Below are 14,545 nucleotides of genomic sequence, written 5' to 3' on the forward strand. Positions count from 1 at the left end.
CAAGGTGAACGCCGGCTTAACGGGCGAAGGGCCAAAGGGAGGAATCGTTGTCAGCTCAAGGGGCCTCGTGGCAACATGACGGCGCACAGGAGGACACTGTCATGCGGAAGCTTTTCATTTTCATTGCAATTTTCTTTAGTTTTTCAGCACAAACCATGGCGCAGGATCTCGTCCCCGACCGAAGGTTCGTCCTCCACCGTGATGTCGATTTCTTCGGCTCAGACCTGCAATCGATCTTCGACACGTCCCTTGAAAACTGCGAATCCGCCTGCCTTGGCGATACCCAGTGCCGTGCCTTCACCTTCAACACGCGCAATTCTTCGTGCTTCCTGAAATCGTCGATTTCCGACGAGGCGGAGTATTCCGGTGCCTTCTCGGGCGAGATCGTGAACGAACCGCAGGCCGTCCTCGCCGCCGCAGCCGACCGGGAAGCGGAATTGATGGCGTTCCTGCGCCCCTACGACATTTCCGCCGCCGCGCAGGAAGCCCGCTGGATTTCGAACGATTATGTCGCGGGCGGTTGGACCGCCGAAGACCTGTCTCGCATCGCGCTGGATGCCGAGCGCGAAGGGAACTTCGTCAACGCCTATCGCAACATGGGGGCCGCCACGGTGGTGAGCGGCGCGGGAGGCGACTGGCTGGAATACGCCCGCCTGACCTATGCCGCAGCCAATGTCACGACCGAGAACAGCGAGCGTCGGCGGCTGATGCAGCAGGCGTTCGAAGCCTCCATCGCCGCCTATGCCCGCCTGTCCAACCCGGCGGCACGGGCCAATGCGCTTGTCATCATGGCCGAGACGCTCGAACAGCTTGACCGGGGCCGCGACATGATCCCCGCACTGCGGCTGGCTCAGGAGTTGAGCCCACGCGACGATACCTCCGCCGCGCTCGACCGGGCGGTGGGGCTATATGGTTTCCGCGTGACCGACACCGAGGTGCAGTCGGACGCCGCCCAGCCGCGCATCTGCGCCAGTTTCTCGGAACCGCTGATCGAAACCGGGCAGGATTATTCCGATTTCGTGCAGTCCGAGACGTCCGGGCTCGCCGTCACCGCATCCGGCAGCCAGCTGTGCGTCGCCGGTGTGGACCACGGGCAGCGCTATACGATCACCCTGCGCTCCGGCCTGCCCGCCGCCAATGGCGAGGCGCTGCGCGCACCGGTGCAGGTCACGCATTACGTGCGTGACCGTTCGCCCTCGGTCGTCTTCCCCGGCAAGGCTTACGTGCTGCCGCGCACCGAGGATGCCGGGCTTCCGGTGATCGCGGTCAATGCCGATGAACTCGCGCTGAAGCTGATGAAGGTGTCCGACCGCAACCTCGTCAGGACCATACAGGAAAACATCCTCGGCAATTCCATCGACCCGTGGATGTCGAATTACCTCGAAGACGAAATGGCGAGTGTCGTGTGGACCGGCACCGCCAGCGTGTCGAGCGAACTCAACACCGACGTGACCACCCGCCTGCCGATCGGCGAGGCGATCGCGGATATGGAGCCGGGGGTTTATGCCCTGCAAGCCGCCATCGAAGGCGAAGACCCCTACGACACGCCGCCCGCGACCCAGTGGTTCGTGATCTCGGACATCGGCCTGACATCGATGTGGGGCGCGGATGGGCTGCATGTCTTTGCCCGCTCGCTCACCTCGGCGGACGCGATGGAGGGGATGTCGGTCGAGCTCGTCTCGAACGCGAACGAGGTGATCGGGACCGCGACCACCGACGCGATGGGCTATGCCAATTTCCCGGCCGCGATGACGATGGGTCAGGGCTCTGCCGCGCCCGCGCTGGTCGTGGCCGAGGGCGAGAATGACCTTGTCTATCTGTCCCTGCGCGGGCCGGAGTTCGATCTTTCGGATCGCGGGGTCGAAGGCAATCCCGCCGCCCCGCCCATCGACGTGTTCCTGACGACCGACCGGGGAGCCTACCGCGCGGGTGAGACGATCAACGCCACCGCGCTGGCCCGTGACGGCATGGCCGAGGCGATCCCCGGCCTGCCGCTGACCGCGATCCTGACCCGGCCCGATGGGGTGGAATATTCCCGTCAGGTGTCTGACGGCGCGGGCGCGGGCGGGCATGTCTATGCCCTGCCCGTGTCTGGCGCGGCCCCGCGTGGGACGTGGCGTTTGGACCTCTACACCGACACCGAGGAACCGGCGCTCGCCTCCACCACGCTTTTGGTTGAGGATTTCCTGCCGGAACGCATCGATTTCGATCTGAGCCTGCCCACCGGGCCGGTCAGCGCCGACAGCGCGCCCACGCTGGGCATCGACGCGCGCTATCTGTTCGGCGCGCCGGGGGCCGATCTCGACTATGAGGGCGACATTCGCCTGACCGCTGCCGACAGCCTCGACGCCTTCCCCGGCTACCGCTTCGGGATGTGGGAGGACGAGCTTTATCCGCAATACGGCTCGGTCCCCTCCGGCACGACGGACGAGGCTGGACAGGCGCAGACTACCCTCAGCTTCCCCGAGATCGACGCACCGGGCCGACCGCTTAACGCCACCGTGACGGTGCGGGTGAAAGAAGGCTCGGGGCGGCCCGTGGAGCGTCAGGCGAGCCTTGCCGTGACGCCCGCGACCGACCTTATCGGCATCAAGCCGAAGTTCGACGGGGACGTGTCCGAGAACTCCACCGCGACCTTCGACCTCATCGGCCTCGGCCCCGATCTTGCGGGCAAGGCGATGGAGGTGACATGGGCCGTGAACCGGGTGCGCACGCGCTATCAATGGTATTCGTCGGATGGTTATTGGGATTGGGAGCCTGTGACGACCCGCGAACAGGTCGCGACCGGGACCGCCACGCTGAGCGCTGATCCGGTCGAAGTGTCCGCGCAGGTCGAATGGGGCCGCTACGAGATCGTGGTGAGCCGCACGACCGGCGCCTACCTCGCCTCGTCGATGGACTTCTACGCGGGCTGGTACGTGCCCGCCGACGTGTCTGAAACGCCCGACATGCTTGAGATGTCGCTCGACGCCGAAGGCTATGCCCCCGGTGACACCGCGACCCTGCGCATTCTGCCGCGCAACCCCGGCACGGCGCTGGTCACGGTCGTCTCGAACCGGCTGATCCATATGGAAGCCGTCGCGGTGGATGGCGAAACCACCGTCTCGCTGCCCGTCACCGAGGAGTGGGGCGCGGGCGCTTATGTCACTGCCTCGCTGATCCAGCCTTTGGACGAGGGCAAAGGGCGCAATCCGACCCGCGCTTTGGGTCTGGCCCATGCCAGCGTCGATCCGGGCGACCATCGCCTGAGCGTCGGTCTGGACGCACCTGAGACCGCCAAGCCGCGCGGGCCGATGGAGGTCGCAGTAACGGTGGACGGCACCCGCGATGGCGAAACCGCCTATGTCACCCTCGCCGCCGTCGATCAGGGTATCCTGAACCTCACCTCTTTCGAGGATCCGGACCCCGAAGATCACTATTTCGGCCAACGCCGCCTCGGCATGGGTATTCGCGACCTGTACGGCAATCTCATCGACGGCATGACCGGCCAGATGGGTGAGATTCGGTCGGGGGGCGATGCCGCTGCGTCGATGCGGATGCAGGCCCCGCCCCCGACGGAAGAGCTCATGGCGCAGTTCTTCGGCCCGCTCGAAGTTGTGGATGGCCGCGCCACCGCCACCGTTGATCTGCCGGAGTTCAACGGCTCGGTCCGCCTGATGGCGGTCGCGTGGTCCGAGACCGGCGTGGGTCAGGCGGGCGGCGATGTGCTGGTACGTGACCCCGTGGTGATGACGGCCTCGGTCCCGCGTTTCATGGCGCCGGGAGACGAGGCGCGTATGCTGCTGGAACTCACCCATGCCAGCGGGCCGACCGGCGACGTGACCGTCACCGCGACCTCGGCGGGGCTACAGATCGGCGGCGGCGTTCTGGCCGACGACATCACGCTGGGCGAGGGCGAGACGGCGCGGGTGTCCGTGCCCATCGCCGCCGTGTCCGAAGGAATCCACCAGATCGCCCTCGTGCTGAAAACCCCGTCGGGTGAGGAGCTGACCAAGACGCTCACCATCCCGGTCGAAACCCTCGACCCGGAGGTAGTGCGCCAGAACCGTTTCACGCTCGCCGCCGGGGATACCTTCACCTTCACGCAGGACGTGTTCGACGGTCTGACGCTGGCCTCGGCCCGCGCCACCATCGCCGCCGGGCCGCTCGCCAAGATCGACGCGCCCGGTCTGCTAGACCGGCTGGACCGCTACCCCTATGGCTGCACCGAACAGCAGACCAGCCGGGCGCTCCCGCTGCTCTATATGGGCGGGGTGGCCGAGGCGATGGGGCTTGAGGATCGTGACGACCTGCCCCAGCGCGTGAACGAGGCGATCGAGGCGATCCTGTCGAACCAGTCCTCATCCGGCAGCTTCGGGCTGTGGCGCCCCGACAGTGGCGATATGTGGCTCGACAGCTTCGTGTCGGACTTCCTCTCGCGCGCTCGTGCGCAGGGCTACGCCGTGCCGGATACCGCGTTCCGTGCGGCGATGGACAACCTGAGGAACCGGGTGAACTACTACCCGGATTTCGAGAACGGGGGCCAAGACCTTGCCTATGCGCTGTACGTGCTCGCGCGTGAGGGCGCGGCGGCGATGGGCGATCTGCGCTACTACGCAGACGTGAAGGCCGCCGAATTCGACGGACCGCTGGCCGCGGCGCAATTGGGTGCCGCACTCGCTGCCTATGGCGACCCGACCCGCGCCGACCGGATGTTCGCGCAGGCCGCCGACCTGATGGCCCAGCCGGAGCCGGAGGGGCAGATCTGGCGCGCCGACTACGGCACCGATCTGCGCGATGCCGCTGCCGTCCTGACGCTTGCGGTCGAGGCGGGAACACAGACCGTGGACCGCACCGCGCTCTTGAACCGGATCGCGCAGGGAGACCGCTATTGGTCGACGCAGGAGGCGACGTGGTCGCTCCTCGCCGCCAATGCGCTGCTCGAAGACGCGCCGAACGCAGGGTTGGTTCTGAACGGCGAGCCGATGACGGGGCCGATGGTCGAGGTGATGAACCCGGTGTCTCTGTCGCGCCCTTGGACGGTCGAGAATACGGGTGACGGGCCGGTGGACATCACGCTCGCCGCCTTTGGGGTGCCGACCCAACCGGAGCCGCCGACGTCGAACGGCTACACCATCGGGCGTCAGTATTATTCGATGGAAGGCGAGCCGGTGGACGTGTCGCGGGTGGCGCAGGGCGAACGGCTGGTCACGGTCGTCACCGTCACGCCGCAGGGCTATTCGGACGGGCGCCTCATGGTGTCCGATCCGCTGCCCGCCGGGTTCGAGATCGACAACCCGAACCTCATTCGGGGCGGCGACATCAAGGCGCTCGACTGGCTGCAACTGACCAGCGACCTGAGAAACAGCGAGTTCCGGCAGGACCGCTTCCTCGCCGCTGTCGATTGGCAGTCCGACCGGGCCTTCCGCCTTGCCTATATCGTGCGGGCGGTGACACCGGGGACGTTCCATCATCCCGCCGTGTCGGTCGAGGATATGTATCGCCCCGACTACCGCGCGACGGGTGAGACCGGGACCGTGGTGATCGAGTGACACGTCGCGCCACCCTGATCGGTGGATTGGCTTTCGCCGTCGCGCTCTGGGGTGCGGCGGCGGGGCGCGATGCGTTGGACGACTGGGTGGACCGGACCGAGGTGCCCCCGCTCGCCGTCGAGGTGTCGGACGAGGTTCTGGACCGCGACGGGCAGCTCCTGCGCGCCTATACGGTTGCGGATGGTCGCTGGCGGATGGGGCTTCAGGGCGCGCCGGTCGATCCGCTCTTCCTCAAGGTGCTGGTCGCCTATGAGGACAAGCGGTTCTATCGCCACAACGGCGTCGATGCGGTCGCCATGACGCGGGCCGTGGGGCAGGCGCTGGTGAACGGCGGTGTCGTCTCGGGCGCGTCGACGCTGACGATGCAGACCGCGCGTCTGCTGGAGGATGGGCCGACCGGGACCGTTTCCGGCAAGCTTCGCCAGATCAGACTGGCGCTCGCGCTGGAGCGGCGTCTGACGAAGGACGAGATCCTCGCGCTCTACCTCGACCGCGCCCCCTATGGCGGCAACACCGAAGGCATCCGCGCTGCCACCCGCACGTGGTTCGGGAAGGAGCCACGCCGCCTGACACCCGCCGAGGCTGCGCTGCTGGTCGCCCTGCCCCAGTCGCCCGAAACCCGCCGCCCGGATCGCCACCCCGAGGCCGCTTTGGTCGCCCGGGGTCGCGTGATCGACCGGATGGAGCGGCAGGGCATACTCACCGCCGATCTGGCCGACACGGCGCGGCGTGATCCGGTGCCGCGTGTGCGTCGCGACATGCCCGCGCTTGCCCCGCATCTGGCCGACCGTGCGCGGCGGGAGGGGCCGGGACCGGACGGACGGATCACCACGACGCTGGACGCGGGCCTGCAGGCGCGGCTCGAAACCCTCGCCGCGCGGGCGGTGGCGGATCACGGCGCCGGGCGGCTGTCCATCGCGATGGTTGTGGCGGATCATGTGAGCGGTGAAGTGCTGGCAAGCGTCGGATCGGCGGGCTATGCGCCGACGGATCGGCAGGGGTTCGTCGACATGACCACCGCCCACCGCTCGCCGGGGTCGACGCTGAAGCCGCTGATCTACGCGATGGCCTTCGACGATGGCCTCGCCCACCCCGAAACCCTGATCGACGACGCGCCGATCGCCTTCGGATCTTACGCGCCCGAGAATTTCGACGGGGCCTATCGCGGCCCGGTGACCGTGACCGAGGCGCTGCGCCTGTCGCTGAACATCCCCGTCGTCGCGCTGGCGTCCGAAATCGGCCCGGCGCGGGTCTATGCGGCGCTGGAGGCGGCGGGGACCGATCCTCGGCTTCCCGGTGGCGCGCCCGGTCTGGCCATTGCTCTTGGCGGTCTGGGGGTCACGCCCGAGGGGCTGACCGCGCTTTATGCCATGCTTGCGAACGGCGGACAGGTGACGGCCCTGCGCCATCGCCCCGATGCGCCGCGTGCCGTGCCCGCGCGTCTGGTGACGCCGGAAGCCGCGTGGCAGGTCGCACATATCCTGTCGTCGGTGCCGCCGCCGCCCAACGCGCCGCGCATGAGTCTCGCCTACAAAACCGGGACGTCTTATGGCCACCGCGACACCTGGGCGGTCGGGTTCGACGGGCGCTATGTGGTGACGGTCTGGATGGGTCGGCCTGACGGGACGCCCGTGCCGGGGGCGTTCGGGGCCGACATGGCCGCGCCGATCCTGTTCGAAGCCTTCAGCCGCGTCACCCCGCAGATCGAACCGCTCGGCCCACCCCCGCCCGGCACGCTGATGCTGAGCCACGCCGCCCTTCCCCTGCCCCTGCGCGAATTCAAGCCGCGCGGGGCGGTGTTCGCCGCGCCCAAGGGTCAGCCGGAACTGGCCTTTCCCCCCGATGGCGCGACGGTCGAGACCGGGGGCATGCCGCTCGCGGTCAAGATCAGGGACGGTCGTCCGCCCTTCACCGTGCTCGCAAACGGCGCGCCGGTGCGCGTGGCCAGCCATGCGCGCGAGGACATGCTGGACCTGCCCGGCCCCGGCCATGTCACGCTGTCGGTGATCGACGCCGACGGTCGCTCGGCCCGCGCGCAGGTGGAGCTGCGTTAACCGGCGAGTTGGGTGCAATGGCCCGGATCGATGGGCCCCTCGACCCAGCCGAGCCCGACCCAATCTGAGCCTTCGTAGACGGAAACGATCTCCCACCCGGCCGGGCCGAAGCTTTCGTAATCCCACATGATGTCCATGCCGGGGCGCACCGTGCCCACGACGGGCGCATCCATCCTGTGTCCGGCCAGCACCGCGATCTCGGGCCCGCGCCAACCCATACAGGCCGAGCCCGTTTCGGACGGGGCCGGCAGATCCTCGAGCTTGCGGAACATGTAGTCGTTGGGCATGTCGATCCGCTCGGCTGCGGTGTCGACCTTGCAGCCGTGATACCCTTCCATCTCCTTGATGTGGTCCACGCCCGCCTGCGCTTCGGCGTCGAGCTTGATGTCCTTGCCGGTGCATCCGGCATTGTCGAAGATGTTCTGCCCCAGCGTGGACCCGAAGCAGTATCCGGCCCGGTCGAAGTGCAGGTTCCGGATGAACCACATCTCGTCACAGGCGTCCGCAAAGGCAGGAAGGGGTGTGAGAACGGCAAATAGAGGGGCGGCGAATCGCAGCATGAAAATCACTCCTGAAAATGGTGATCGGATGCTAGCCGCAGCGCAGCAAAAGAAAAGCCCCCGCACCGTGGGTGGGGGGCCTTTGGAATTTCGATGGTGCGACGATCAGTTGTCGTCGTCATCGTCCTCGTCATCCGAGTCGGGCAGGTTGAAGAAACTGTCCGCATCCACCGGCGCGTTCCGCTTCTCATCCTCGTCGTCATCGTCGTTGCCGGACAGGGTGAAGGTCTCGAGCCCCTCGATCGCGGTCGGCATCTTCGGCTCGGCTTCCATGCCAAGGCTTTGCTCGGTCGACAGCAGCTTGCGACGGTCGTCGTCCGACATCGCGTCGCCCTCGGCGGCCTTCTTCTTGGCGGCCTTCTGAACGGCGGCGTCCAGCTCGGACTGCTTGCACAGGCCCAGCGCGACCGGGTCGATGGGTTCCATCTGCTGAATGTTCCAGTGCGTGCGCTCGCGGATCGACTGGATCGTGGGCTTGGTGGTGCCGACCAGCTTGGCGATCTGCGCATCCGTCAGCTCCGGGTGGAACTTCACCAGCCACAGGATCGAGTTCGGGCGATCCTGACGCTTGGACAGCGGGGTGTAGCGCGGGCCACGGCGCTTTTCTTCGCCCACGGCAGCCGCGTTGAACTTGAGCTTCAGCTTGTGGAGCGGGTTTTCTTCGGCCTTGTCGATCTCTTCCTGCGTGAGCTGGTTGTTCGAGATCGGGTCGAAGCCCTTCACGCCCTGCGCGACTTCGCCATCGGCGATGCCCTGCACCTCAAGTTCGTGCAGACCGCAGAAATCGGCGATCTGCTTGAAGCTGATCGTCGTGTTGTCCACCAGCCAGACGGCGGTGGCTTTGGCCATGATCGGTTTGTCCATAGCGACACTCCTTCAGATACGCCGGTGCCAGTCCCCGGAAAGGGGCGCCTGTTGCAGGCTGGGTCACCGTTGTGGGGAAACTTGGCTGCCTTATAGTGCGGGCAAACGTCTGAGGAAAGAGTGAATGCGTGTCCTGATCCTGATCCTGCTGCTCGGCCATTTCGCCCTCCCCGCCCGTGCGGACGGGGAACGCGCCGGTGACTTCGACTACTACGTGTTGTCGCTGTCGTGGTCGCCCAACTGGTGCAAGCTCGAAGGCGATGCGCGCGACTCCGAACAATGCGACCGCGACCTCGGCTGGGTCGTCCACGGGCTTTGGCCGCAGTACGAAGACGGCTGGCCCGCCTATTGCCCGACCACGGCGCGCGCGCCCTCGCGCCAGATGACGGCGGCGCAGGCCGACATTTTCGGCGCGGGCGGGGCAGCGTGGTATCAGTGGAAAAAGCACGGGGTGTGCTCGGGGCTGGAAGCGGGCGATTACTACGACCTTGCCCGCGAGGCCTTTGTGTCGGTGAACAAGCCCGAGGTTTTACGCAAGATCGACCGCACCTTCGCGGTGCCCGCCAGTCTGATCGAAGAAGCGTTTCTGCAAGCCAATCCGGAGTGGGAGCCGGACATGGTGACGATCACTTGCCGCGACGGCCATATTCAGGAAGCGCGGATTTGCCTGACCACCGACCTTGATCCGCGCCCCTGCGCCCCCGACACCCGGCGCGACTGCACCATGCAGAAGGCGCTGATCGAGCCGATCCGTTAGCCCACCAGCCAGGTCATGAGGTAGAACGCCCCGGCCCCCGACAGGATACCGGCCACAAGGTTCTTGGTAATCATGCCCACCGCCAGCGTGACAGCGGCGGTGACAAGCCGGGTCGCGTCCGGCTCGCCGTTCGTGGCGGCGGGCCACAGGACGAGCGGCGCGACGAGACCCGGCAGCACGGCCACGGGCGTATAGCGCAGGGCGCGCAGGATCCACGGCGGCAGATCGCGGTCACCGATCAGGCCGAGGAACGAGAACCGGATCAGGAATGTGCCGACCCCGAGCAGGACGATGACAAGCCAGACGGTCGAATCGGGCATCGTGATCATGGCACTTGCCTCCGCGCCATCCAGACCTCGACCAGCGAGCCGACCGCCATCGCGATCACCGCGGCGACGATCAGGCCGAGGCCGTAGGGAATGAACGACAGCAGGAGCGTGAACACCACCGACGTCGCTGCCGCCGCCACATGGGCCAGCGTCTTCAGCATCGGGGCGAAGAGCGCGATGAAGGTGAGCGGCACGGCGAAGTCGATCCCGAAGCCGTCCGGGATGCTTGAGCCGACGAGCGCACCGATCAGGGTGAACAGGAACCAGACCGGGACGATCGGGGTCAGCACGCCCATCAGGTAGATGATCTTGAGCGGGATCGGCATGTCCGGCTCTTTCTCGAACTTGTCGTTCGCCACGGCGGCGGACTGATCGACGAGCAGATAGGCGACGAGCGCCCGCTGCCAGAGCTTTGCCTTGCCCAGATAGGGAACGAGCGACGCGGAATACATCGCCATGCGCATGTTCACCGCAAAAGCCGTCGCAAGCACCATCACGACCGGCGCGTTGTCGACCATCTGTTGAATCGCGGCGAACTGCGAGGCGCCCGCGACGACCAGCATCGTCATCACCATCGTTTGCAGGAGGTCGAGGCCAGCCTCGGTCGCGACGACACCGAACAGGATCGAAAACGGCACCACCATGAACATGAACGGCGCGCCGTAGCGCAGCCCGTCGAAATACTGCCGACCCATTGTATACTTCATGGCATCGCCTTGCATACTCACCTCATGCACAACCGCTATCCCGGCGGGCCGGGTCATGCAACCCGGACCTTGCGCAACCGGGTGTGGAAGGCCACCTTTCTGCGATGAGTGGCGACACACAAATCCCGCCCGGCGTCATCCTCGCCGGTGGTCAGGCGCGGCGCATGGGCGGGCGGGACAAGGCGTTCGTGACGCTCGACGGTCGCCCGATGATCGCGCATGTGATCGCCCGGCTGGAACCGCAGGTGTCCCGGATCGCGATAAACTCGAACGGCGACCCCTCGGCCTTCACCTCGTCCCACCCGATCCTGTCGGACAGCATCGAGGATCACCCCGGACCGCTCGCCGGAATCCTTGCCGCGATGGATTGGGCGCTGACGTTGAAGTCGGACTGGGTGGTGACGGTCGCGACCGACACACCGTTCATCCCGGCCAACCTCGTCGACCGTCTGATCCGCGCCCAGAACGCGTCGCGTGCGCCGATCGTGCTGGCCGAAACCCCGGCGGGGGTCGAGCCGGTGGCGGGGCTTTGGTACACGAAACTCGCGAATGGCTTGCGTGGGTCGATCAAGACCGGCACGCGCAAGGTGACGGATTTCACCGAGGAAAAGGACGCGGTCAGCGCGTTTTTCGCCGCCGAGGACTTCTTCAACGTGAACACGCCCGAAGATCTGGACAATGCCGAGGCCCGCCTGCGCGCCCTGCGTTGAACGGGCGGCAAGTTTCCGATCCGCTCCAAACTGCGTCGCAGTGCCCCACCAAATGGTCGCATATGCGCGATTTTCCATCTTGTGCGGGTCGCGGACCAGCCGTAGATGCGTCGGCGGGACACTCCGCCCCAACGCGGAGCATATATCTGGAAGGATACCATGACCGACTTGGTTCAACCGGCAACGCGGCCGGCCAATCCGCGCTTTTCGTCTGGCCCCTGCGCCAAGATTCCGACTTTCACCCTCGACAAGCTGAACGATGCCGCCCTCGGGCGTTCGCACCGTGCCGCGATCGGCAAGCAGAAGCTCAAGGCCGCGATCGAAACGACGCGCGAGATCCTTGGCATTCCCGCCGATTACAAAATCGGCATCGTGCCCGCCTCCGATACCGGCGCGGTCGAGATGGCCATGTGGTCCATGCTGGGCGCGCGCGGCGTGACCATGCTGGCATGGGAAAGCTTCGGCTCCGGCTGGGTCACGGATGTGGCCAAGCAGCTCAAACTCGACGCGACCGTCATGACCGCCGACTACGGCCAGCTTCCCGACCTCGCCTCGGTCGATTTCGCGACCGACGTGGTGTTTACGTGGAATGGCACGACCTCGGGCGTGCGGGTTCCGAACGGCGACTGGATCGCAGACGACCGCGAAGGCATCACCATCTGCGACGCGACCTCCGCCGCCTTCGCGATGGACCTGCCGTGGGACAAACTCGATGTGACGACCTTCTCGTGGCAGAAGGTTCTGGGCGGCGAAGCGGCCCACGGCATGATCGTCCTGTCGCCCCGCGCCGTGGAACGTCTGGAAAGCTACACGCCCGCCTGGCCGCTGCCGAAAATCTTCCGCATGACCAAAGGCGGCAAGCTGATCGACGGCATCTTCGTGGGCGAGACGATCAACACCCCGTCGATGCTCGCGGTCGAGGACTACCTCGTCGCGCTCGATTGGGCGAAATCCGAGGGCGGGCTTGCCGGCCTGATCGCCCGCGCCGACGCCAACGCAAAGGTCATCCACGACTTCTGCGACGCGCATGACTGGATCGCGAACCTTGCCGACGAACCGGCCACGCGGTCGAACACCAGCGTGTGCCTGAAGTTCACGGACGACCGGATCAAGGACGGTGCGGTCTTCGCCAAAGCTGTGGCCAAGCGGCTGGAAGCCGAAGGTGTCGCGCTCGACATCGGCGCCTATCGCGACGCGCCCGCTGGCCTGCGCATCTGGTGCGGCGGCACGGTCGACACCTCGGACATCGAAGCTCTGATGCCGTGGCTCGACTGGGCGTTCAACGCCGAGATCGCGGCGCAGTAATTCCAACGCAATGGTGGGTTGGCACCCACCCTACGGCGCTTCGTAGGGTGGGTGAAACCCACCACCCCCATTCCAAACCAAAGGACCAAGACCAATGGCTCCCAAAGTTCTCGTATCCGACGCCCTCTCTGAATCCGCCGTCCAGATCTTCCGTGATCGCGGCGTCGAGGTCGATTTCGAACCCAAACTCGGCAAAGACAAAGACGCCCTGATCGCCAAACTGCGTGACGGCGGCTACGAAGGCCTCGCCATCCGTTCGGCCACCAAGGTCACGCAAGACGTGCTGGACGCCGCGACCGAGCTGAAGGTCGTCGCCCGCGCCGGGATCGGTGTCGACAACGTCGACATTCCGGCCGCTTCGCAAAAAGGCGTGATCGTGATGAACACGCCCTTCGGCAACTCGATCACCACCGCTGAGCACGCCATCGCGATGATGTTCGCGGTCGCGCGCCAGATCCCCGAAGCCGATGCCTCGACCCAGGCCGGCAAGTGGGAGAAGTCCAAATTCATGGGTGTCGAACTGACCGCCAAGACGCTGGGCGTCATCGGCTGCGGCAACATCGGCTCCATCGCCGCCGACCGCGCCAAGGGCCTGCGCATGAAAGTCATCGCGTTCGACCCGTTCCTGAGCCAGGAACGCGCCGACAAGCTGGGCGTCGAAAAGGTGGAACTGGACGAGTTGCTCGCCCGCGCCGACTTCATCACCCTGCACGTGCCGCTGACCGACAAGACCCGTGGCATCCTGAACGCTGAAAACCTTGCCAAGACCAAGAAGGGCGTGCGGATCATCAACTGCGCCCGTGGCGGTCTGGTGGACGAGGCCGCGCTGGCCGAGGCGATCAAGTCCGGCCACGTCGCCGGTGCCGCCTTCGACGTGTTCGAGGTCGAGCCCGCAAAGGACAGCCCGCTTTTCGGTCTGCCGAACGTGGTCTGCACCCCGCACCTCGGCGCGTCGACCACCGAGGCGCAGGAAAACGTGGCGCTTCAGGTGGCCGAGCAGATCTCGGACTACCTGCTGACCGGCGCCGTCACCAACGCGCTGAACATGCCGTCCGTGACCGCCGAGGAAGCCAAGGTCATGGGTCCGTGGATCAAGCTTGCCGAGCATCTGGGGGCTTTCGTCGGCCAGATGACCGAAGAGCCGATCAAGGAGATCAACGTGACGCTCGACGGTGTGGCGTCGAAGATGAACGTGAAGGCGTTGGATTGCGCCGTTCTGGCGGGTCTGATGAAGCCGCAGAACGCCGAGATCAACATGGTGTCGGCCCCCATCGTGGCGAAGGACCGTGGCATCAAATCGTCCACCACAACGCAGGACAAGACCGGCGTTTTCGACGGCTACATCAAGATCGTCGTGAAGACCGACAAGCGCGAGCGGTCCATCGCGGGCACCGTGTTTTCGGACGGCAAGCCGCGCTTCATCCAGATCAAAGGCATCACCATCGACGCCGAGATCGGCGAGCACATGCTCTACACGACCAACAAGGACGTGCCGGGCATTATCGGGACGCTGGGCCGCACGCTTGGCGAAATGGGCGTGAACATCGCCAACTTCACCCTTGGCCGCAACCAGCAGGGCGGGGATGCCATCGCGCTCCTCTACGTCGATGCGGAAGTGCCGGCGAACGTGCGCAAGGCGCTGAGCGACACGGGCATGTTCCAGAACGTGAGCGCACTGCAATTCGCGATCTGAGGTTTCGAACCGGCTGACGCCGGTCCGACCGGCTG

At 66.1% G+C, this 14,545-nt stretch carries 10 protein-coding genes; 6 read left to right on the forward strand and 4 right to left on the reverse strand.

Annotation, left to right across the window (positions count from 1 at the left end):
- Nucleotides 1-101 precede the first annotated feature (101 nt).
- Both RB2654_RS12060 and pbpC read left to right on the forward strand, forming a co-directional pair.
- Nucleotides 102-5,531, forward strand: a complete 5,430-nt coding sequence (locus RB2654_RS12060; protein ID WP_050771959.1) for an alpha-2-macroglobulin family protein — start codon at nt 102-104, stop codon at nt 5,529-5,531.
- Nucleotides 5,528-7,585 carry a penicillin-binding protein 1C gene (gene pbpC / locus RB2654_RS12065; RefSeq protein WP_008331868.1) on the forward strand — a complete coding sequence of 686 codons (2,058 nt, stop codon included), beginning with the start codon at nt 5,528-5,530 and terminating at the stop codon, nt 7,583-7,585. Before RB2654_RS12060 ends, pbpC begins: the two co-directional genes overlap by 4 nt.
- On the opposite strand, the gene RB2654_RS12070 is transcribed toward pbpC, so the two are convergent.
- Nucleotides 7,582-8,145, reverse strand: coding sequence for a DUF4453 domain-containing protein (locus tag RB2654_RS12070; RefSeq protein ID WP_040884798.1), 564 nt, complete (start codon nt 8,143-8,145; stop codon nt 7,582-7,584). The genes pbpC and RB2654_RS12070 overlap by 4 nt on opposite strands.
- A 105-nt stretch (nt 8,146-8,250) precedes the next feature.
- Entirely contained in the window at nt 8,251-9,009 is a 759-nt protein-coding gene (locus RB2654_RS12075) for a DUF1013 domain-containing protein (protein ID WP_008331870.1), read from the reverse strand.
- A gap of 124 nt (nt 9,010-9,133) precedes the next feature.
- Between RB2654_RS12075 and RB2654_RS12080 the strand changes: the two genes are divergently transcribed.
- The gene (locus RB2654_RS12080; RefSeq protein WP_008331871.1) at nt 9,134-9,766 is read left to right on the forward strand and encodes a ribonuclease T2 family protein; all 633 of its coding nucleotides are present in this window, start codon (nt 9,134-9,136) and stop codon (nt 9,764-9,766) included.
- On the opposite strand, the gene RB2654_RS12085 is transcribed toward RB2654_RS12080, so the two are convergent.
- Together RB2654_RS12085 and RB2654_RS12090 are read right to left on the reverse strand one after the other, a co-directional pair.
- The gene (locus tag RB2654_RS12085; RefSeq protein WP_008331872.1) at nt 9,763-10,095 is read right to left on the reverse strand and encodes an AzlD domain-containing protein; all 333 of its coding nucleotides are present in this window, start codon (nt 10,093-10,095) and stop codon (nt 9,763-9,765) included. The genes RB2654_RS12080 and RB2654_RS12085 overlap by 4 nt on opposite strands.
- Nucleotides 10,092-10,802, reverse strand: a complete 711-nt coding sequence (locus RB2654_RS12090; protein ID WP_040885664.1) for an AzlC family ABC transporter permease — start codon at nt 10,800-10,802, stop codon at nt 10,092-10,094. The genes RB2654_RS12085 and RB2654_RS12090 overlap by 4 nt, the downstream gene beginning before the upstream one ends.
- A 104-nt stretch (nt 10,803-10,906) precedes the next feature.
- On the opposite strand from RB2654_RS12090, the gene mobA reads away from it, so the two are divergent.
- The 3 genes from mobA (at nt 10,907) to serA (ending at nt 14,510) form a co-directional block, all read left to right on the forward strand.
- A complete protein-coding gene (gene mobA / locus RB2654_RS12095) occupies nt 10,907-11,512 on the forward strand; it encodes a molybdenum cofactor guanylyltransferase MobA (protein WP_008331877.1) in 606 nt (201 codons plus the stop codon).
- Between the two features lie 159 nt (nt 11,513-11,671).
- Nucleotides 11,672-12,817 (forward strand): phosphoserine transaminase, encoded by a 1,146-nt coding sequence (locus RB2654_RS12100; RefSeq protein WP_040884801.1) that lies wholly within the window; start codon nt 11,672-11,674, stop codon nt 12,815-12,817.
- 94 nt (nt 12,818-12,911) lie between these two features.
- Nucleotides 12,912-14,510 carry a phosphoglycerate dehydrogenase gene (serA, locus tag RB2654_RS12105; RefSeq protein WP_008331880.1) on the forward strand — a complete coding sequence of 533 codons (1,599 nt, stop codon included), beginning with the start codon at nt 12,912-12,914 and terminating at the stop codon, nt 14,508-14,510.
- Nucleotides 14,511-14,545 lie beyond the last annotated feature (35 nt).

It is taken from the genome of Maritimibacter alkaliphilus HTCC2654, from assembly GCF_000152805.1.
Classification (GTDB): Bacteria; Pseudomonadota; Alphaproteobacteria; order Rhodobacterales; family Rhodobacteraceae; genus Maritimibacter; species Maritimibacter alkaliphilus.

Excerpts from the sequence above, each read along its gene's own strand:
- RB2654_RS12060 (WP_050771959.1), top strand. The coding sequence starts at position 102 with ATGCGGAAGCTTTTCATTTTCATTGCAATTTTCTTTAGTTTTTCAGCA.
- RB2654_RS12070 (WP_040884798.1), bottom strand. The coding sequence starts at position 8,145 with ATGCTGCGATTCGCCGCCCCTCTATTTGCCGTTCTCACACCCCTTCCT.
- RB2654_RS12075 (WP_008331870.1), bottom strand. The coding sequence starts at position 9,009 with ATGGACAAACCGATCATGGCCAAAGCCACCGCCGTCTGGCTGGTGGAC.
- RB2654_RS12080 (WP_008331871.1), top strand. The coding sequence starts at position 9,134 with ATGCGTGTCCTGATCCTGATCCTGCTGCTCGGCCATTTCGCCCTCCCC.
- RB2654_RS12085 (WP_008331872.1), bottom strand. The coding sequence starts at position 10,095 with ATGATCACGATGCCCGATTCGACCGTCTGGCTTGTCATCGTCCTGCTC.
- RB2654_RS12090 (WP_040885664.1), bottom strand. The coding sequence starts at position 10,802 with ATGAAGTATACAATGGGTCGGCAGTATTTCGACGGGCTGCGCTACGGC.
- mobA (WP_008331877.1), top strand. The coding sequence starts at position 10,907 with ATGAGTGGCGACACACAAATCCCGCCCGGCGTCATCCTCGCCGGTGGT.
- RB2654_RS12100 (WP_040884801.1), top strand. The coding sequence starts at position 11,672 with ATGACCGACTTGGTTCAACCGGCAACGCGGCCGGCCAATCCGCGCTTT.
- serA (WP_008331880.1), top strand. The coding sequence starts at position 12,912 with ATGGCTCCCAAAGTTCTCGTATCCGACGCCCTCTCTGAATCCGCCGTC.